The organism is Streptomyces sp. NPDC002573 (genome assembly GCF_042889625.1).
Lineage (GTDB): Bacteria > Actinomycetota > Actinomycetes > Streptomycetales > Streptomycetaceae > Streptomyces > Streptomyces gibsoniae.
In genome coordinates, this window is the sequence record NZ_JBIARC010000003.1 from 306,172 (window position 1) to 325,537 (window position 19,366).

A 19,366-nucleotide genomic window follows, 5' to 3' on the forward strand; every position below is an offset into this window, starting at 1 on the left:
TTGGAATCTGACCCAGGCTATTCCAGGAACGATCGCCTCACGCCCGTACATGCGCACAGAGGCATCCCCGATGGAGGTGAGGAATCATGCGGAACATGAGCGACGACCACACACACGTCCAGGAGTTCTTCACCGCGCGGGCAGCCGACTGGGACGCGCGGTTCCCCGACGACGGCCCGGCCTACGCCGCAGCGGTCGCCGCGCTCGGGCTGCACGAGGGCGACCGCGTGCTCGACGCCGGTTGCGGTACGGGCCGGGCCCTGCCGCCGCTGCGCGCGGCCGTGGGGCCGTCGGGAGTAGTTCTGGGGGCCGATCTCACCCCGGCGATGCTGGAGGCCGCCGTACGGGCCGGGCGGGACCGCGACGGACGACTGCTGCTCGCCGATGTGGCCGCGCTGCCCTTGCGCACGGAGTCCCTCGACGCGGTCTTCGCGGCGGGTCTGATCGCTCATCTCCCCACGCCGGCCCGGACCCTGAGGGAGTTGGCCCGCGTGGTGCGGCCCGGCGGCCTGCTGGCGCTCTTCCATCCGATCGGCCGGGCGGCCCTCGCGACCCGGCAGGGAAGGCAGATCACCGCCGACGACCTGCGCGCCGAATCCAACCTCCGTCCCTTGCTGGCCGGTTCCGGCTGGCGCATGACGTCGTACGTCGACGAGGACCCTCGCTTCCTCGCCCTGGCCGTCCGCGAGGGCTGAGTCTCAGCGGGTCCCCGCGAGCTCGGCGGCCAGAGCGTCGGGGTGGTCGAACATGATGTTGTGCCCGGCACCGGGCACGGTCACCACCCGGACGCCCGCGGCCTCCAGGCCCTCCCTGTCGTCGAGTTCGCCGCTCAGCTCCCCCTGGAGGTAGACCCGGTCCGCTGTCAGCGCCTCCAGCAACCGGCGCATGGTGGGGTTCGTGCCCCGCACGAGGTGCGTGGCCGTGCGATGGAGGGCGCGCGGGTCGGCGAGGCGCATGGTCGCCGCCCAGGTGGGGCCGATCCGACGGAGCACACGCGCGTGGCCGCCTTTTTCGACGTACTCGTCCTCCGTGTACCGGGAGATGCCACTGCTCCCGGCGCCGACCGGCGGGTTCGGATCGAGGTTGGCCTCCAGGAGCACCAGCCGTGAGACGAGATCGGGCCGGCGGTGGGCCAGCACGATGGCGACGGAACCGCCCATGCTGTGCGCGACAAGTTCCGCCCCGGTGACCTTCGCCTGGTCCAGTGCGGCGGCCAGCGCGTCGGCGTGGTCCTCCAGCGCGTACGCGAAGTCCGCGGGACGGTCGCTGATTCCATGTCCCGGAAGGTCGACGAAGAGAGTCCGGCGTCCGGCGAGTTCGGGCCGTGCCGCTATGTGCGCGTGGTACACCGTCGAGGCCGCTCCCAGCCCGTGCACATACACGCGCGCGGGCAGCGTTCCGGGCGTCTCGGTCCAGCGGATCAGGCTCCCGTTGCCGTCGAACTCGGCCTGCTGCATCGGTCTCTCCTCTGCACTTCTGTAGATCCCAGCCTCGAGGCAGAATACATCGCGTCCGAGGTATATCGCTATGGATGTATTACGGGGACGCGGCAGAATACGGGCATGCTGGAACTCGCCATCCTCGGCTTTCTCTACGAGGCCCCGCTGCACGGCTATGAGCTACGCAAACGCATCACCGCGCTGACGGGCCACGTGCGTCCCGTCGCCGAGAGCACGCTCTACCCCGCGATCAAGCGACTGGAGAAGTCCGGACTGCTGGCCAGGACGACGGAGCCGGGCTCCGTGGCCGCTCCGCGTCATGTCCTCGCGCTCACCGACGAGGGCAGACAGGAGCTGCGCCACCGGCTGGCGGAACCCGCGCAACGCGACATCAGCGACGAGAACCGCTGGTTCACGGTGCTCGCCTTCCTCAGGCACCTGGAGGACCCTGCGGCCCAGGCCGCCGTCCTGCGCCGTCGGCTCGCCTTCCTGGAGGAGCCCTCGAGCTTCTTCTACGAGGGTGACCGGCCGCTGCGCGCGGAGGAGCTGAACGATCCCTTCAGACGCGGCATCCTCACGATCGCGCGAGCCACGAGCCGGGCCGAGCTGACCTGGCTGCGCACGACACTCGACTCACTCGAGGGGAGCGGTGCGACCGGTTGATGCAGCGACCGCGACACGGGGCGGTCGAGCGGCAGAGCGGGGCGCCGTTCGAGTCGCTCGCATCTCTTCACCGTTCGGCCCCTCTTCTGCCGCCGAAGTTTCAACTCTAGGTTGAAGAGCGGCAGATGCGCCTCGGAGAGGGCAACCACACAGGGGGAAGGTGGTCGGCATGTTCGACAGGATCCGCAAGTCGGTCGGCAGATTCGTCAAGTCCCCGGGCACGGAGACGGGCACCGACGCGGAGACGCGCACGGGCGGGGGCAGGCGCACACACAACCTGTTCGAGGCTGCCGCCGCCTATGTCGCGGCGTGTGCCGAGGACGACCAGGACCGCATCGACGAGGCCGTGGCATGGGTGTCGCCGGAGGCCTTGTCGTTCGGCGTGAACGAGTTGGCGTGCCGGGCCGTCATCGCCCTGGCTCGGGAGCGCGACGAGTCGCCCTCGGTGGTCGCTCGCACACTGCTCGGTCTGCCCGCGCACTGAGACCCGCGACCGCTCGGCCGTTTCGCCCCGATCCCGCCGGAGAACTGCGATTTCTCGTGTGATTCGCACTCGTGACAACCGGCTCGCGTGAGCATTAGTGTGCGCCGACGGACGAACCACAGGGAGGGTGGCATGGCCGGGACGGACGAGGAAGCCGTCGCCGCCGAGGACGACGCGCTGTATGTGCTGACGGCGGCTCTGCTGACGCCCGCGCAGTTCCCGAGCGTGCTGGGCGACGACTATCCGGATGCCTGTGCGGCACTCGAGCTGCCGCCACTGGCCGACGGGTACGGCCTCGTGCTCGGCCAGGACGGCGACGGTGCGCGCTGGACCGTGGTCATCGACGACGTGTCTTTGGTGGCCGTGGCCATCGCGTCCTGGGACTGCGGCATGGAGTACGAGCTGTCGCCGGACGAGCGGACGGTCGTCGCCGCACTGCCGGGGTGGCCGCTGGCGGTGGCCGTCGCCGCGCCGGGTCTGCCCGCGCCGCACGACCCCGCGCCCGAACTCGCCGACCGCGAGCCGCTCGCCCCGCCGGACACCAGTACCTGGGGCCCGGCGCAACGGCGCCTGGGAGCCGACGAGATCGCCCTCCAGTGGACGATGTGGCGCGAGCAGATCGACGACGACTTCTTCGCATCCGCAGACGGCGAGACACCGGCCGGAGAGGCGGCGGGAACGGCCAGGGAAGCGGCGGAGAAAGCCGGGGAGGGGACGGAGAGCGCCGGGGAAAGCGGCGGTGAGAAGTCCCCGGTCGGCCTCCGCCGCGTCCTCGCGGAGGCCCATGCCTACGTCGACGCTCCCCCGCCGCTGGGCCGTATCCGCTCCTCGTTCGCTCCGGGCGACGCGCGCACCTTGCGTGCCGACGGGCCCGGCTGGTCCATGGTGGCCAGAACCGACGACATCGCGTTCGTGCTGCTCGACGAGAAGCCCGGCGAGGTTCTCCCCGTGGGCCGTGGCTCGAAGCTGCCCGGACTGCTCGAGGCGCTGGACAAGCTGGCGGTCCGCCCGGCCTGAGGCGGCAGCCCGGGCGGAGTGGGCCGGCCAGGCTCGGCGTGCAAGGCCGGAGCGGCGCACCGCTGGACTCAGGAGGGAAAGGGCCCTCACCGACGTGCCTCCGGACGCAGGAGGAAGGCTGGAGCCGCGCCGCAGGGCCGGACGCGCCGCGAAGACCTGAGAGGAGTCTTCAGCCCCACACTGCCGTCGGTCCACATATGGCCCGCACCCATGGCCGGTGGGTTTCTCTGGTCGCAGCATGGGCAGCCACCCCGCTCCCGTCGTGTTCCGGAGGCCCCCATGCGCCTGTCCCGAAGCATCGCGCTCCTCGCCGCCACCCTGCTGGCCTCGGCCCTCACCGGCCCCGCAGCGGCGGCCGGCGGCGGCCACTGCGCACGGCAGGAGCGGGTGCGGGTGCCGGGTGCGGCGCTCCAGCAGAGCGCCTGTCTGGACGACCTGACGACAGCCGGGCTGGCGGGCACTCCGTATACCGACATGGCCGACCAGGCCGGGCTGACGGCCAAGGCGACCCACAATCCGTCGGGCGTTCCGGGACTGCAGATCGACGGCTACTTCCCTGACAACTCGCACTTCAACACCACGCACGGCTGGCGGCACGACGCCCAGTTCGTGATCCGGCTGCCCGACCGGTGGAACGGCGGGCTCGTCGTGACGGGAGCACCCGGAACCCGCAGGCAGTACGCGACTGATACGGCGATCTCGGACCGAGTACTCGCCCAGGGCTATGCCTATGCGGCCACCGACAAGGGCGACAGCGGGCCGGACTTCTACCGTGACGGAACCCGGCCCGGCGATGCCGTCGCCGAATGGAACCGGCGCACGACCCAGCTCACGCTCGCCGCGAAGCGCACGGTCGCCGAACGCTACGAGCGCGCTCCCCGGCGCACGTACATGACCGGCATCAGCAACGGCGGCTACCTCACGCGCTGGCAACTGGAGCACCACCCCGAACTATACGACGGCGGCGTGGACTGGGAGGGCGCGCTGTGGACGGCGCAGGGCCCGAGCCTGCTGACATCGCTGCCGGTGACGGTGGCCCGGATGCTCGGCTCGGCACGGGACGAGGACCTCTACGCGGCGGGGTTCCCCCGGGGGTCGGAGTTCCTGTGGCCCTACCACGAAGCGGCGTATTGGGGTGTCACCCAGAAGATCTATCGCGCGGAGTTCGACCCCTCCTACGACGCCGCCTGTCCTGGCGCGTCCGCAGGGTCCACAGCGGAGCAGATCCTTGCCCCCTGCGCCTCCGACGCGGCCTACGACTATGCGAAGCGGCCCGCGTCCGTGCACCGCGCGGTGGCCCGGGTCGCCCTCACGGGGCGGATCGGCAAACCGTTGATCACCCTGCACGGCGACCTGGATGTGCTGCTGCCCAAGGCCACGGACTCGGACGTGTACACGCGGATGGTGCGGGAGAGCGGGCGCGGGCCGCTGGACCGCTTCTACACCATTCAGGGTGGCACCCATGTCGACGGGCTGTACGACTCCTTCCCTGATCGGCTGCGGCCGATCCTGCCCTGCTACCGGGCGGCCTTCGACGCCCTCACCGCGTGGGTGGAGCGGGGCGAGCGACCGCCCGCGGACCGTACCGTCGGCAGGCCCGCGGGTGGCGACGTGGTCGACTCCTGCGCTCTGGCGGGACAGGCGGCGGACCGCTAGGACCTCAGCGGCCGAGTTCCTTGCGTGTCACACGGCGCAGCCTGCGCCGCTGGGAGGGGTCCAGGGTGAGGTACGCGGCCGCGGGGACTCCCAGGATGATCAGGAGGGCGGCCCACCACGGGAGCCATATCAGCAGGACGAGCCCGACCAGCGCTCCCCCTGTGGCGATCTTCGCGTTCTTCGACATGTGTCGCCTCCTTCGCGGCCAGTGCCGCTCTCTGCTATGAGAACGGGTGCGTCCCGCGCGCGGTTCCAACCGTGACCCCGAGACGACCCTGAGCCGCCCCCCCCACTCATCCCTGAGAGACGCGATCCGTCACCGCCGCGCGACCCACCCATGAGCCGGGCGCTTCCCCGACCGGGCGGCGGCCCGATCCACGGCCGTCGTCCGGCGTTCACCGAGCCGTCGCTCGGCGTTCGACGCCGGGGCCAACTCTGGCCGCTGTCAACGAACTTGCGCCTCAGGAGGCCCCGATGTCCCCGCATGCAGCCGGTCGACGCCGTGTGCGCCGCTCTGTCGCCGCGAGCGTACCCCTCGCGGTCCTGGCCGCCCTCGCGGTCTCCGGCACCGCGAGCGCGCACAACGATCAGCCGGAGGTGACGCGCACCGCCACGCTCGGAAACATCCCGCTGGGTGCGTTCAGCAACGCGCTGCTGCACGGCACGGTGGACGACGACCACGGCATCGATCTCGGCGGGATCGGCAGCGACATCTACCCGGCGGGCCGCAAGGGTGAGTTCTGGACCGTGACGGACCGGGGGCCCAACGGCCAGATCAAGGTTGCCGGCAAGAAGCGCCGGACCTTCCCGGTGCCCGGGTTCGACCCGGCGATCGTGAAGATCCGCGTCTGCGGCGACACCGTGAGGGTGCTCGACGCGATCCCGATCACCACCTCCTCCGGCAAGCCCGTCACCGGGTTGCCCAACCAGCGGGGCCGGGACGAGGCCCCGTACTCCTACGACGCCCAGAAGGCGCTGGCGTACAACCCGAACGGCCTCGACACCGAGGGCATCGTGTGGTCCGGGGACGGCAGCTTCTGGCTCGTCGACGAGTACGGGCCGTCGTTGATCCACGTCTCCGCGCGGGAAGGTCCTCACGAGGTATGTGCCCAAGGGACTGAACCTGACCGGCACCGACTACCCGGTCGTCGAGGCCCTGCCGTCCGTTCTGCTGCACCGAACGATCAACCGCGGCTTCGAAGGACTCACGCAGCTCCCCGACGGTGATCTGGTGATGGCCCTGCAGAGCCCGCTGTCCCTCCCCGACGGGGACGCGGGGGCCGCCTCGCGCACCACCCGGCTGCTGCGCTTCTCCCCGAAGAAGCGGGCCGTGACCGCGGAGTACGCGTACCGGTTCGACCCGGTGGACGTGGTGGATCCGGGCGAGGACGACCCGTCCGAGCTGAAGATCTCGTCCGTGGTGGCCGTCGGGGGCGGCTGGCTGCTCGTCGAGGAGCGCACCGACAGGGCGGCACGACTCCAGCTGGTCCGGCTCACCCGGAGTGCGGACATCCTGGGCGGACGCTACGACGACGACACCACCTCTCCCTCCCTGGAGCAGCTCGACGACCCGGCCGCCTCCGGCGTTCCGGTGCTGGAGAAGCGACTGGTCGTCGATCTCGGCAAGGTCAAGGGAGTGCCCGGGAAGATCGAGGGCATCGCCCGCGTGGATCACCACACGCTCACGCTCGTCAACGACAACGACTTCGGGATGACGGACGGTGCGGGCGCGTTCGACGCACAGGGCCGGCTCGTCGACAGCGGCATCAGGACGACGGTCGTGTACGTGCGGCTGCCCGAGGGCTTCTGAGTCGCATCGCCGTCCACCACGCGCGCGTGCTCCGCACTTCGGGGGCACGCGCGCGTGACGCACACGCACGCATGCCCACACCGGGTTCGCACCGCCCGACCGGCACGCGGTTGCTCACGGCGTCGCCGCGGGGTCGGCGAAGAGCGACTGGATGTCGCTCGGGAACCCGCTCGGCAAGACGCTCGGAAAGCCGCTGAGCAGCTCGGTGGGGAAGCCCAAGGGAAGCTTCGTGGGCAGCCCTGAGGGCAGCAACGAGGGCAGTGCGGTGGGCAGGCCGGAGGGGATACCCAGCGACGGGGCGGCAGGGCTGCTCGTACTCCCGCTGCTCTCGGGGGACGGCTGCTGCTTCGAGGATCCGCCACCGTTGTTCACCACCAGAACAACGGCGACGATCCCCAGCGCCACGATCACGGCGAGCACGAGGAAGACGGCGGGGCGGCGCGAACCGGGCGCCCGGGACGGCGGGCCGAACCCGCCGTCGTCCCAAGGCGGTGTGTCTCCCGGCGGCCGGGGTGGCATGGGCGGCATGGCCATACCGTTAAGAGTCACCTCGGGACCGCCACCGCGCCACCCTCGCACGGCAGTTGATACGGGCTCATGGCATGGATGGTCCGATTCCGCGGTATTCCGTGCGGATGCCGGCGCCGGTGTGCCGCGATGATCAGCCTCGGGCGCCGAGCAGATGGTCCATGGCCAGCTGGTCCAGGCGCTCGAAGGCCATTCCGCGCGCGGCGGCCGACTCCACGTCGAACTCCTCGAAGGCGCTGCGATCCTCCAGCAGCGACTGCAGGCCGTCCGCGGCGGTCGGCTGCGCCAACTCGTCCAGCCGGGAGGCGCGCAGGGCTTCCTGGACCTCGGGGTCCGCACGGAAGGCGGCCGCACGCTCCTTCAGGATGAGGTAGTTGCGCATGCACCCCGCCGCCGATGCCCACACACCGTCGAGGTCCTCGGTCCGGGGCGGCTTGAAGTCGAAGTGGCGCGGCCCGCGGTAACCGGCGCTCTCCAGGAGGTCGACCAGCCAGAACGCGGCCCGGAGGTCGCCCGCTCCGAAGCGCAGGTCCTGGTCGTACTTGATGCCGGACTGGCCGTTGAGGTCGATGTGGAAGAGCTTGCCCGCCCACAGGGCCTGAGCGATGCCGTGGGGGAAGTTGAGGCCGGCCATCTGCTCGTGCCCCACCTCGGGGTTGACGCCGTACAGCTCGGGGCGCTCCAGGCGCTCGATGAAGGCGAGAGCATGACCGACCGTCGGCAGCAGGATGTCGCCGCGCGGCTCGTTCGGCTTGGGCTCGATGGCGAAGCGAAGGTCGTATCCCTGGGAGGTGACGTACTCCCCGAGGAGGTCGAAGGCCTCCTTCATGCGGTCGAGTGCGACGCGCACGTCCTTGGCCGCTCCGGACTCGGCACCTTCCCGGCCGCCCCAGGCGACGTACGTCTTGGCGCCGAGCTCCGCCGCCAGGTCGATGTTGCGGATGGTCTTGCGCAACGCGTAGCGGCGGACGTCACGGTCGTTGGCGGTGAAGGCGCCGTCCTTGAAGACGGGGTGGGTGAAGAGGTTGGTGGTGGCCATCGGCACGGTCATCCCACTCGTGTCGAGCGCCTGGCGGAAGCGCTTGATGTGCTCCTCGCGCTCGCTGTCCGAGGACCCGAAGGGGATGAGGTCGTCGTCGTGGAAGGTCACACCGTAGGCGCCGAGCTCGGCAAGGCGCTGCACCGTCTCGACCGGGTCCAGGGCGCGCCGGGTCGCGTCGCCGAACGGGTCCCTTCCCTGCCAGCCGACGGTCCACAGGCCGAAGGTGAACCTGTCCTCGGGGGTGGGCTGGTAGCTCATGCCGTGGCTCCTTGCTCGCTGAGACTATTTCGTCATGGCGATTAACAAATTAGTATGCGGGGGGCATCTCTGGGAAGAGACGATGCGTCCTCGTGTGGGGACTGCGTACGGTGACGAGGGGCGGCCCCGGGCTGCGCCGGTCCCGGCACGCCCCGCCAACTGGCCAGATCCCGCGAGCCGCGGAAGAGGGAGAGCCCGATGTCAGCAGCCGAGGGTCCGCTCGTGGTCGGGGTGGACTCATCCACCCAGTCCACCAAGGTCCTGGTCGTCGACGCGTCGACCGGACAGGTGGTGGCCGCCGGCCAAGCACCTCACACCGTCTCGTCGGGGGCGGGCCGCGAGAGCGATCCCCGCCAGTGGTGGGACGCCCTGTGCGAAGCCCTGCACCAGTGCGGCGAGGCGGCCCACGAGGCCGCCGCGGTGTCCATCGGCGGCCAGCAGCACGGTCTGGTCACGCTGGACGCGCACGGCGACCCGGTGCGTCCGGCCCTGCTGTGGAACGACGTGCGCTCCGCGCCGCAGGCCCGCCGGCTGGTCGAGGAGCTGGGCGGCCCCAAGGTCTGGGCGGAGCGCACGGGAAGCGTGCCCGGCCCTTCCTTCACGGTCACGAAGTGGGCCTGGCTGACCGAGCACGAGCCCGAGGCGGTCCGCGCGACGAGGGCCGTGCGGCTGCCCCACGACTATCTGACCGAACGCCTCACCGGGGAGGGCACGACCGACCGTGGCGACGCCTCCGGCACCGGCTGGTGGGCCTCCGCGACCGAGTCGTACGACGAGGAGATCCTCGCCCTCGCGGGCCTGGACCCGGCCCTGCTGCCGCGTGTGGTCCGGCCCGGCGAGGTCGCGGGCACCGTGCGCGACGCCCATGACCTGCCGTTCTCCAAGGGCACCCTGGTCGCTCCGGGCACCGGTGACAACGCCGCGGCGGCGCTCGGCCTCGGGCTGCGGCCCGGCACGGCGGTACTGAGCCTCGGCACCTCCGGCACGGTGTACGCCGTCTCGAAGCGGCGGCCCACGGACCCGACCGGCACCGTCGCGGGCTTCGCGGACGCACACGGCGACTGGCTGCCGCTGGCCTGCACCCTGAACTGCACGCTCGCCGTCGACCGGATCGCCACCCTGCTGGGCCTGGACCGTGAGGCGGTCGATCCGGGCGCGGAGGTGACGCTACTCCCCTACCTCGACGGTGAGCGCACCCCGGACCTCCCGCACGCGTCGGGCCTGCTCCACGGTCTGCGCCACGACACGACCGCGGGGCAGCTGCTGCAGGCCGCGTACGACGGCGCGGTGCACTCACTGCTCGGCGCCCTCGACCTGGTGCTCGACGAGGACGCGGACCGCACGGCCCCGCTGCTGCTCATCGGCGGCGGCGCGCGGGGAACGGCTTGGCAGCAGACGGTACGACGGCTGTCCGGGCGTCCCGTGCAGGTGCCCGAGGCCAGGGAACTCGTCGCCCTGGGCGCCGCCGCCCAGGCCGCCGGACTGCTGACCGGTGAGGACCCGGCCTCCGTCGCCCGGCGCTGGGACACCGCCCGTGGCCCGGTGCTGGAGGCCGTGGAGCGGGACGAGGCGACCCTGGCCAGGATCGCCGGGGTACTCTCCGACGCGGCCCCGCTGCTGGAGCGGGAGCCGGACCGGCGCTGACGGGATCCGAGGGAGGCATGACCGCACCGCTGCACGAAGCCCGTCCGAGCGGCCCCGGCAGCCGGGTGCCCGACACCCAGCAGGGCATGCGCCGCCGCAATCTGGCGCGCGTCATGCACACCGTGAGCGCCGAGGGGCCCCTCTCGCGCGCCGCGGTCGCCTCACGGATCGGTCTGACCCGGGCGGCGGTCTCCACCCTGGTCGACGAACTGATCCGGTCGGGACTGCTCGAAGAGCTGGGGCCGGAGCGTCCCGGCCGGGTGGGGCGCCCGGGGTCCGCCCTTGCCGTCAGCGGGAGCGGCCCGGCGGGGATCGGTGCCGAGATCGGGGTGGACCACCTGGCGGTGTGTGCGGTGGATCTGCGCGGGGAGATACGGGCGCGGGCGGTGCGGCACGGAACGAACCGGGGCCGCCCCCCGCAGCCGGTACTCGGCGAACTGGCTGCACTGGTACGGCAGGTCGTCGCCGAGGCCGGTGGAGAAGGGCTGTGGCCTGCGGGCCTGGCGGTCGCGGTGCCGGGTCTGGTGGCAAGCGACGCCCGGACCGTCGTCCGCGCCCCCAACCTCGACTGGCACGATGTCGACCTGGGCCCGCTGCTACCGTCCGAACTGCCGTCGACCGTGGACAACGAGGCCAACTTCGGTTCCCTCGCGGAACTCTGGCTGGGCGACGACACGCCACGGGACTTCCTGCATGTCTCGGCGGAGATCGGTATCGGTGGTGCGGTCGTCGTGGACGGGCGGCTGCTGCGGGGCACCCGCGGTTTCGCGGGCGAACTGGGGCATGTGCCGGTACACCCGGAGGGGCCCAGGTGCGCGTGCGGCGGGCGTGGCTGCCTGGAGCAGTACGCCGGCGAGGAAGCCGTGCTGCGTGCGGCCGGGCTGTCGCCGGGCGAGCACCGAGTGGAACTGCTGGCCGAACGCGCCGCGCAGGGTGACCAGGACGTACGCCATGCCCTGCGCGGCGCCGGGACCGCGCTCGGCATCGCGCTGACCGGTGCGGTGAACCTGCTGGACCCGGGGGCCGTTGTGCTCGGCGGGGCACTGGCCGGGCTCGCGCCCTGGCTGCTGCCGTCCCTGGAACGGGAACTGGCGCGCCGCACGGCCGGCCCCGCGTGTGCCGTGACCGTTTCGCGTCTGGGGCCCGAGGGGCCGCTGCTCGGCGCCGCGCATTCGGTGGTCCGGGCGGTGCTCGACGATCCGGCGGGAGTGGCCGGACAGAGGTGAGGGAACCGCCCGAGCCGCTGCCGCCCGGAACCTCGGCCGGCTTGCTTTCCCTCCAACGGGTGGCGGAGATATTCACAGTTACGCGCTTGTCCACCGAGGGCACCGCGCCTCCGCCGCGCGACCGTTCGGCACCGTAACGTGATGCACACACGCAGCCGACGAGCGGCTGCTGCACACCAGTGGAATCGGGGGATTCACATGACGGGCGAGACGGTTCACGGCCATACCGGCGACGGCACGCGCGGAAGTCGCGCTGTGCAGGGCCGCTGCTCGGCGCAGCCCACGGCCGGCCGCGCACACGCCGCAGGGCGAGACAGGCGAGATCCGTTATCGGGTCGCGCGAAACGACAGCCGCGCCGAGGCGTTGAGTACACGAGGCACGAGATCGATATATTTCGGAACTCCGGCTACGAAAGGCGCTCTCTTCGTGGAACGAGCCGAGTCACAGCAAACGAACTCATTCACCAGCAGACGGCGGTTGCTGAAGGGCGCGGCCCTGGCCGCAGTGCCCTACGTGCTGCTCCCCTCGGCTCCGGCCCGCGCCCAGCCCCGATCCGTCGACCACCGCTTCGCCGACTGGTTCTCGGCGGCCTCCGCCAACTACACGGCCGCGGACCGGCCCGTGAGCCAGCCGCTGGATCGCATCGTCATCCATGTGACGCAGGCGACCTACACCAACACCCTGGACATCTTCAGGAACCCGAGGAAGAAGGTGTCCGCGCATTACGTCGTCCGCTCGGCGGACGGGCACATCGCGCAGTGCGTCCGCGAGCACGACATCGCCTGGCACGCGGGGAATTGGGACTACAACACCCGCAGCATCGGCATCGAGCACGAAGGGTGGGTGGAACAGCCGGGCTACTTCACGAACGCCCTGTACCAGGAGTCGGCCAGGCTCACAGCAGCCGTCTGTATGCGGTACGGCATTCCGAAGGATCGGGCCCACATCATCGGCCACTACGAGGTCCCCGGCACGGACCACACGGATCCCGGGCCGAACTGGGACTGGACGCGCTACATGAGACTCGTGAACCTCGCGTCAACTTGATCCGGCCCTGGAGGGCCGGGTTTGGAGGTGGTGCCCAACTGGCTGCTGGGTTGGCTCCTCCGTCCAGTCACCCCTTTATGGGGTGGCAGGGACGCGTGACTCACGCCCCGCAATCCACACGTCTTCGCCGCGGTGGGCGAGGACGCGGGAAGCATTCCGGTCGGCGTGCGCAACGACGCCGCACGACCGGCATACGAACTTGGCCTGGGAGACGCGGTTGAGCCGGTCCACGTGTCCGCACTCCGCACACTCCTTCGAGGAGTCGGCAGGGTCAACGAACACGAGCGGGACTCCGGCCCGTCGCGCCTTGTAGACGATGAAGTCTCCGATGGAACAGCGCCACGCAAGGCGGCCTGCCGCTTGCGGTACCGGTTGAGCTTGCGCCCGGCGGCCTGGTAGCCGGTGGACGTGGTGGCGATGTTGACGATGCCGAGATCCACCCCGGTGAAGCCGTCCGGCTCGCACTGCTCGGCCTGCGGCACTTCACAGGTGGCGATCAGATAGAACTCCCCATTGCGCTGGATCAGGTCCGACTCGCCCTGCCGGTACTCCCGAAGGGTCTTGAGCGCGCCGACGGAGCAGGTGATGCGGACGTTCTTGATGCGCTTGGCCGTAGTCCAGATCGACACGGTCTGCGCGTCGTACTGCCAGGAAAGACAGCGGTCGTCGTAGGGCTGCGCCGCCTCGGGCCGGAAGGCGACCGGCTTCGTCTCGGCCTTGGCCCGCCGCTTGGAGCTCGGCTTTCCCAGGTTCCCGGCGCGGATGTTGGCCTTGAGCGTCGTGCAGGAGTCGCGAACCTTCTTGATCACGTGTTGGGCAGCCTGTACCCCCAGACCACGGGCCTTGAGTTCAGCGTAGGTGTGCTTGCGCAACTCGTACTCACGCGGCACGCCGTGCGCGACTCTCCCTGTCAAAGTGGTGTGAGGCGGGCATACCGTACGATTCATTGAGTCGATGACCGAGGGCGGAGAAGGAGCAGTACCCCAGTGGCCAGCACCAACGACCACGAGGTCCCGGACCCGCAGGTGGAATCCCGTTCGTCCGGACCACGCCGCTACTCGGCATACCACTGGGGAAGACCCGCACATCGCACTTCTCCACCCTCGACCTGGCAGCCTGATCACCCAGTCTGGTTTGCAGATTTCCCAACGGAGTCGTTCACGCCCCGGGTTCCGCGCTAGATCAAGCTGAACCGGAAGGCAGCGCCGTGGGCCGGCAGGGCGCATGGACACGGGTTCGGGTCCGGTGCGGCTCCCCCGACCTCGTTCGGGCGGAAGCCTGTCGAGATGGTTGTCGGGGGCCCCGCCGGGAGTGACGATGTCCCCGACCCCATCACCGTCCCGGGAGGCCGCATTGACCGATCCGTGGGTGGCGCTGGAGCCGGGGACCGATCCCGTCGAACGGGTGCGGGAGCTACGTCGCGCACACGAGACGTTCACGGCGGCGGGCACGGTCGCGCGGAAGGTGCGTCCTGTGGTGGCCGACTCGTGGCGGCGTTCTGCGCGGGCGGGTGTGGGGCCGGACGGCACCGCGCCCGTGGAACTGGTGGACGGCGACCTCGGCTCCTACCGGGCGGAACACCCGCTGGCACGTGTGATGCCGCTGATCCGCGAGCTGATGGGCCCGTTCGCCTCGGACGGCGAACATCTGCTGGCGGTGTGCGACGCACAGGGCAGGCTGCTCTGGGTCGAGGGCGATCCGGCAACACGGCGACGGGCGGACCGGATGAACTTCGTGCCGGGAGCGCGCTGGGCGGAGTCGGCGGTCGGGACGAACGCGCCGGGGACGGCCGTCGCGGTGGACCGGCCGGTGCAGGTGTTCGCGGCCGAGCACTTCATCCGCCGGGTCCAGCCCTGGACCTGCGCGGCGGCACCGGTCCACGATCCGCGCACCGGCCGGGTGCTCGGCGCGCTGGACATCACCGGCGGGGACGGGCTCGCGCACCCGCACAGCCTGGGGTTCGTGCAGGCGGTGGCGCGGGCCGCCGAGTCCCAGCTGGCCCTGCTGTCTCCACCTGAGGCCCCGGCGGACACGGTGGAGCTGAGCGCCCTGGGTCGCGACGAGGCGCGGCTGCGCACACGCGGTCGGCAGATCCGGCTCAGTCGCCGTCACAGCGAGATCGTGGTGCTGCTGGCCCGGCATCCGGAGGGACTGAGCGGGGACGAGCTGTTGTGCGCGCTGTACGAGGACGAGTCGGTGACACCGGTGACGCTGCGCGCCGAGCTGGCACGGCTGCGCCGAATACTCGGGCCCGGCCTGCTGGCCTCGCGTCCGTATCGGCTGACGGCTCCGGTCGAGTCCGATGTCGAGGTCACGGAGCGCCGGTTGGCGGCGGGTGCGCTCGCGGAGGCCGCGGGCGCGTACCCGGGACCGTTGCTGCCAGGCTCGCTGGCACCGGCGGTGGCGCTGCTGCGGCGCAGGCTGGCCGACGGACTGCGGACGGCGCTCATCGCCCGCCGCGACCCCGACCTGCTGGCCGGCTGGGCTCACGCACCGTGGGGGGAGGACGACCTCGACGTCTGGCGGGCGCTCGCGGCGGTTCGGCCGACAGCGGCGGTACGGGCGCGCCTCGATGAGCTGGAGTCGGAGTTGGCGGCACCGGCAGGGTGGGCACGTCCGGCGGCACCTCGCTGAGGCACCGGGCGGCCGGAACGCCCTGCGGCGTGTCCTCGCGCCCGTACACGCAACGGCCGCGGCCTGGACGCAACGTACTCGCAACGTGCGCGTGCCTAGCCTCGCGCCGAGAGCTGCCCAACGGCGGGCAGCGCTTTCCCAGGAGGCAGACCCGTATGACCCGTTACGCAGCGCCCGGCACCGAGGGTGCGATCGTCTCCTACCAGGCGCGGTACGACCACTTCATCGGCGGTGAGTACGTGCCGCCGGCTCGCGGCCAGTACTTCGAGAACCCGACTCCGGTCAACGGGCAGCCGTTCACGGAGATCGCTCGGGGGACCGTCGAGGACGTGGAGCGCGCGCTGGACGCGGCGCACGCCGCCGCGCCCGCCTGGGGCCGTACGTCGGCGACCGAGCGCTCCGACATCCTCCGGAAGATCGCCGACCGGATGGAGGCCAACCTGGAGAAGCTCGCGGTCGCCGAGAGCTGGGAGAACGGAAAGCCGGTCCGGGAGACGCTGGCTGCAGACATCCCGCTCGCGATCGACCACTTCCGCTACTTCGCGGGGGCGATCCGGGCGCAGGAGGGTTCGCTGGGTGAGCTCGACGACGACACGGTGGCGTACCACTTCCACGAGCCGCTCGGCGTGGTCGCGCAGATCATCCCCTGGAACTTCCCCATCCTCATGGCCACGTGGAAGCTCGCACCGGCCCTGGCGGCCGGCAACGCCGTGGTCCTCAAGCCGGCCGAGCAGACCCCGGCCTCCATCCACTACTGGCTGAGCCTGGTGGCCGACCTGCTGCCGCCGGGTGTGCTGAACATCGTGAACGGCTTCGGTGTGGAGGCGGGCAAGCCGCTGGCCTCCAGCCCGCGCGTCGCCAAGGTCGCGTTCACGGGCGAGACCACGACGGGGCGGCTCATCATGCAGTACGCCTCCGAGAACATCACCCCCGTGACCCTGGAGCTCGGCGGCAAGTCCCCGAACATCTTCTTCGAGGACGTCTGGTCGGCGAACGACGACTTCCGCGACAAGGCGCTGGAAGGCTTCACGATGTTCGCGCTCAACCAGGGCGAGGTCTGTACGTGCCCGTCGCGGGCGCTGGTGCAGCGGGGCCACTACGCCGAGTTCATGGAGGCGGCCGTCGTCCGTACGGAGCTGATCAAGGCCGGGCACCCGCTGGACACGGAGACGATGATCGGCGCACAGGCGTCGAACGACCAGCTGGAGAAGATCCTCTCGTACCTGGACATCGGCCGCCAGGAGGGCGCGAAGGTCCTCACGGGTGGCGAACGCATCGAGCACGACGGCGAGTTGAAGGGTGGCTACTACGTCCAGCCGACCATCTTCGAGGGCGACAACCGGATGCGGATCTTCCAGGAGGAGATCTTCGGGCCGGTGGTGTCAGTGACGTCGTTCAACGACTTCGACGACGCCATCAAGATCGCCAACGACACGCTGTACGGGCTCGGGGCCGGCGTCTGGACGCGGGACGTCAACACCGCGTACCGCGCGGGCCGCGCCATCCAGGCGGGCCGCGTGTGGACCAACTGCTACCACGCGTACCCGGCACACGCCGCGTTCGGCGGCTACAAGGGCTCGGGCATCGGCCGCGAGACCCACAAGATGATGCTGGAGCACTACCAGCAGACGAAGAATCTTCTGGTGTCGTACTCGCCGAAGAGGCTGGGCTTCTTCTAGACACATGCGAAAAGGCGCCTGACCTGGGTTTTCACCCGTCAGGCGCCCTTCGTGCAACCCGCTCTCGACCGGGCCCGGCTTGCGTGCTAACTCCCAATTCCTCCCACGACTGCACCCCTCCTGACCAGTGCTTCCGGACCAGTCACGGACCAAATCCCCGGTCAGCCCTCGGGTACGTCACCTTGACTGACGCGCTGCCACTCGTTCACGGACTGCTCGATGAGACGGTTCGCCTGCTCTCGAAGGCCGTCAAGGAACTTGGCGTAGTGGCGAAAGAGAACCTCGATGCTCTGTGGCGCGGCGGGCGCACTCGGCCGGGTCCACTCCGGAGTAGAGCCAGAACGAGATCCCGGCGTGACGGAGATCGTAAGGCCGCTTGGCCAGGCGAGAATTGCGCTCAGTACGGGTCAGGGCGTATTCCCGGGCCCGCGCCCATGTGATGCCGTCGGCGGCAGCGTCCACGTAGTTGCCGGTCATGGCCTCGGCGTTCACGCAGCCGGGACTCCTCACGGGCCGTCCACGGCTCGGCCAGCTCCGCGATCAGCTTGCTTAAGCGGCGGCGCGGGATGCCGGTACAGATACGATGGCTCAAGGCCGTGCGGGCCCATCCTGACGTCACAATCATGATCGTCCCGCACGGCCGTTCGCTTGCTCAGGGCGGGGTGTCAGCCGTCGCGCACCAAGTCGTTGGCCGCAGCTGAAGTTCCCCCAAGGCCGGGTAGTTAGCGCTGGTGACCGGGGCGCAAAGCAGCGGCCGTTGGCGGTGCGGCTGCCGCGTAGCGGCCTGTACGAATCCTCTTGATCAGCCCTTTCTCGGTCCAGCGGGAGAGTTGCCGGTAGGTGGCGACGAGGGTGACGTCGCCGAGGAGCTCGGCGATCTCTCGGGCCCGCCACTGCCGCTCGGGCTCTTCCTGCAGCACGGCGAGGACGCGCGCCATGCGGTTGCTGGTTTTGCCGGCACCGACGTACTGGGGGACCGTGGCCGCTGGCAGTTCGGGGCGAGTGGGCGGGGGCTGTAGGAGCGTGATCGTCACGGCAGTCACCGTCTGGCTCGCGTCCGGGCGGCCGTCCAACTTCCGTTCCGCATATCGGGAGATGGGAGATTTCACCTTTCGGGTGCTGACGCGGGGCCGGCGTGCCGGCAGCAGCGCTGCCAAGATCCTGCTTCCAATGGTGCCGAGGCCCTGCTCGAGGATTCCTTCCGCGCGTACCAGCAGGTCGCGGGCTGTGTGGAGGGCGATGGTGAAGCCGCAGCGGTCGGGATTGGTGCCCGGCCGGGACTCCGCCGCCTCGACCATGGCCCGGCGCAGCAGCTGGTAGAGGACCAGCAGGGCCCACATCTCCTGCTCGACGCCGACCGGGTCGCACGAGCGCAGCACGCGCCCGTTGAGGATGGTGTGACGCAGCGCGTAATAGGCGCTCTCGTGTTCCCAGCGCTCGTGATAAAGGCGCACGAGGCGGTCGGCGGAGAAGCGGTGGGCGTCCAGCAGCGTGGTGACCAGGCGGTAGGTGCCTGCGAAGCCGCTGCCGTCCGCGCAGGTGACGCTGGCCTGGGCCTCGATGATGCGTACCGGGACGCCGCCGATGGCCGACAGGTAGGAGGCATCTGCGAGGGTCTTCAGCACCGGTGGGCGGCGGCGCTGGCTGATGCGGCCCACGATGCGGGCGCCCGTGGTGTGCACGGCCGCGAGGAAGTCGTTGCCGTCGAAACCCCGGTCCCACAGCACCAGCATGTCGGGGCGAAGGTGCGAAAGCAGCCGGGTGGCGTAGGAGGTCTCGCCCTCCCTGGTGGGCCCGAAGATTGCGGCGATCACCGCCCGGGTTCCGGTCTCGACCAGCGTCATCAACTCGAGTTGGGGATAGCCGCCGTGCGGGCATCGGCCCAGCCAGCCCCGGTTGCGTTCGCTGTCGGCGGTCTTGATGGAGCTGCAGCCGTCGAAGGAGACGGTGCGGTAGGGGCCGAAACGGGCCCCTGGGGTGTGTGGTTGCGCCAGTGCTCCGGCCACCACCTCAAACAGGGTCTTCATCGGGGCGCAGCCCACCCGGCGTCGAAGGTCGCGCAGGCCCTTCGTGCTCGGCGCCGGGAGGAGGCCGTCGAGTCCAGCCGTCATTTTGTCCCACACCAGCCGGTATCCGACCTCCAGGAACAGGCACATCGCCAGGAGGAAGTACACCCCGACCCGCGAAGGCAGATCCCGCAGCCGCTGCTGGACCGCACGGGTCTCCTCCAGGACGGCG

The 19,366-nt window shown here is 70.6% G+C and carries 17 protein-coding genes and 1 pseudogene; 11 read left to right on the forward strand and 7 right to left on the reverse strand.

Going from position 1 to position 19,366, the window contains the following annotated elements:
• Positions 1–95: 95 nt before the first annotated feature.
• Positions 96–695, forward strand: coding sequence for a class I SAM-dependent methyltransferase (locus ACFYX0_RS05100; protein ID WP_388966447.1), 600 nt, complete (start codon positions 96–98; stop codon positions 693–695).
• 3 nt (positions 696–698) lie between these two features.
• On the opposite strand, the gene ACFYX0_RS05105 is transcribed toward ACFYX0_RS05100, so the two are convergent.
• On the reverse strand, positions 699–1,457 hold the full coding sequence (locus tag ACFYX0_RS05105; protein WP_388966450.1) for an alpha/beta fold hydrolase: 759 nt from the start codon (positions 1,455–1,457) through the stop codon (positions 699–701).
• 105 nt (positions 1,458–1,562) lie between these two features.
• Between ACFYX0_RS05105 and ACFYX0_RS05110 the strand changes: the two genes are divergently transcribed.
• The 4 genes from ACFYX0_RS05110 to ACFYX0_RS05125 all read left to right on the forward strand — a co-directional run bounded on the left by ACFYX0_RS05110 (position 1,563) and on the right by ACFYX0_RS05125 (position 5,259).
• Positions 1,563–2,102 carry a PadR family transcriptional regulator gene (locus tag ACFYX0_RS05110; RefSeq protein ID WP_355910752.1) on the forward strand — a complete coding sequence of 180 codons (540 nt, stop codon included), beginning with the start codon at positions 1,563–1,565 and terminating at the stop codon, positions 2,100–2,102.
• A gap of 169 nt (positions 2,103–2,271) precedes the next feature.
• Complete coding sequence (locus tag ACFYX0_RS05115) at positions 2,272–2,586, forward strand: hypothetical protein (protein ID WP_355910749.1); 315 nt, start codon at positions 2,272–2,274, stop codon at positions 2,584–2,586.
• Between the two features lie 132 nt (positions 2,587–2,718).
• Positions 2,719–3,603 (forward strand): hypothetical protein, encoded by an 885-nt coding sequence (locus tag ACFYX0_RS05120; protein WP_388966453.1) that lies wholly within the window; start codon positions 2,719–2,721, stop codon positions 3,601–3,603.
• 279 nt (positions 3,604–3,882) lie between these two features.
• Positions 3,883–5,259, forward strand: a complete 1,377-nt coding sequence (locus ACFYX0_RS05125; protein WP_388966456.1) for a tannase/feruloyl esterase family alpha/beta hydrolase — start codon at positions 3,883–3,885, stop codon at positions 5,257–5,259.
• 4 nt (positions 5,260–5,263) lie between these two features.
• Here ACFYX0_RS05125 and ACFYX0_RS05130 read toward each other — a convergent pair whose 3' ends face one another.
• The gene (locus tag ACFYX0_RS05130; RefSeq protein ID WP_311701012.1) at positions 5,264–5,446 is read right to left on the reverse strand and encodes a hypothetical protein; all 183 of its coding nucleotides are present in this window, start codon (positions 5,444–5,446) and stop codon (positions 5,264–5,266) included.
• 287 nt (positions 5,447–5,733) lie between these two features.
• Between ACFYX0_RS05130 and ACFYX0_RS05135 the strand changes: the two are divergent.
• A pseudogene (locus tag ACFYX0_RS05135) lies at positions 5,734–7,069 on the forward strand (esterase-like activity of phytase family protein).
• Positions 7,070–7,183: 114 nt separating this feature from the next.
• Here ACFYX0_RS05135 and ACFYX0_RS05140 read toward each other — a convergent pair.
• On the reverse strand, positions 7,184–7,597 hold the full coding sequence (locus ACFYX0_RS05140; RefSeq protein ID WP_388966458.1) for a hypothetical protein: 414 nt from the start codon (positions 7,595–7,597) through the stop codon (positions 7,184–7,186).
• A 133-nt stretch (positions 7,598–7,730) separates the two neighbouring features.
• Positions 7,731–8,897, reverse strand: a complete 1,167-nt coding sequence (gene xylA / locus ACFYX0_RS05145) for a xylose isomerase (RefSeq protein ID WP_388966461.1) — start codon at positions 8,895–8,897, stop codon at positions 7,731–7,733.
• 198 nt (positions 8,898–9,095) lie between these two features.
• Between xylA and xylB the strand changes: the two genes are divergently transcribed.
• From xylB to ACFYX0_RS05160, 3 genes are all read left to right on the forward strand, one after another.
• Complete coding sequence (gene xylB, locus ACFYX0_RS05150; RefSeq protein ID WP_388966464.1) at positions 9,096–10,541, forward strand: xylulokinase; 1,446 nt, start codon at positions 9,096–9,098, stop codon at positions 10,539–10,541.
• A 17-nt stretch (positions 10,542–10,558) separates the two neighbouring features.
• Positions 10,559–11,767, forward strand: a complete 1,209-nt coding sequence (locus ACFYX0_RS05155; RefSeq protein ID WP_388966467.1) for an ROK family protein — start codon at positions 10,559–10,561, stop codon at positions 11,765–11,767.
• Between the two features lie 478 nt (positions 11,768–12,245).
• Positions 12,246–12,815, forward strand: coding sequence for an N-acetylmuramoyl-L-alanine amidase (locus tag ACFYX0_RS05160; RefSeq protein ID WP_388966470.1), 570 nt, complete (start codon positions 12,246–12,248; stop codon positions 12,813–12,815).
• A gap of 75 nt (positions 12,816–12,890) precedes the next feature.
• Here the strand turns inward: ACFYX0_RS05160 and ACFYX0_RS05165 are convergent, their stop codons facing one another.
• The gene (locus ACFYX0_RS05165) at positions 12,891–13,280 is read right to left on the reverse strand and encodes a zinc ribbon domain-containing protein (protein WP_388966473.1); all 390 of its coding nucleotides are present in this window, start codon (positions 13,278–13,280) and stop codon (positions 12,891–12,893) included.
• An 888-nt stretch (positions 13,281–14,168) separates the two neighbouring features.
• Here ACFYX0_RS05165 and ACFYX0_RS05170 point away from each other — a divergent pair.
• Positions 14,169–15,449 (forward strand): GAF domain-containing protein, encoded by a 1,281-nt coding sequence (locus ACFYX0_RS05170; RefSeq protein ID WP_388966476.1) that lies wholly within the window; start codon positions 14,169–14,171, stop codon positions 15,447–15,449.
• Between the two features lie 155 nt (positions 15,450–15,604).
• Positions 15,605–17,128 (forward strand): aldehyde dehydrogenase family protein, encoded by a 1,524-nt coding sequence (locus tag ACFYX0_RS05175; RefSeq protein ID WP_388966479.1) that lies wholly within the window; start codon positions 15,605–15,607, stop codon positions 17,126–17,128.
• A gap of 249 nt (positions 17,129–17,377) precedes the next feature.
• On the opposite strand, the gene ACFYX0_RS05180 is transcribed toward ACFYX0_RS05175, so the two are convergent.
• Complete coding sequence (locus ACFYX0_RS05180; protein WP_388966519.1) at positions 17,378–17,620, reverse strand: hypothetical protein; 243 nt, start codon at positions 17,618–17,620, stop codon at positions 17,378–17,380.
• Between the two features lie 230 nt (positions 17,621–17,850).
• The coding region (locus ACFYX0_RS05185) for an IS4 family transposase (protein ID WP_388966482.1) at positions 17,851–19,366 on the reverse strand (1,516 nt) is incomplete at its 5' end.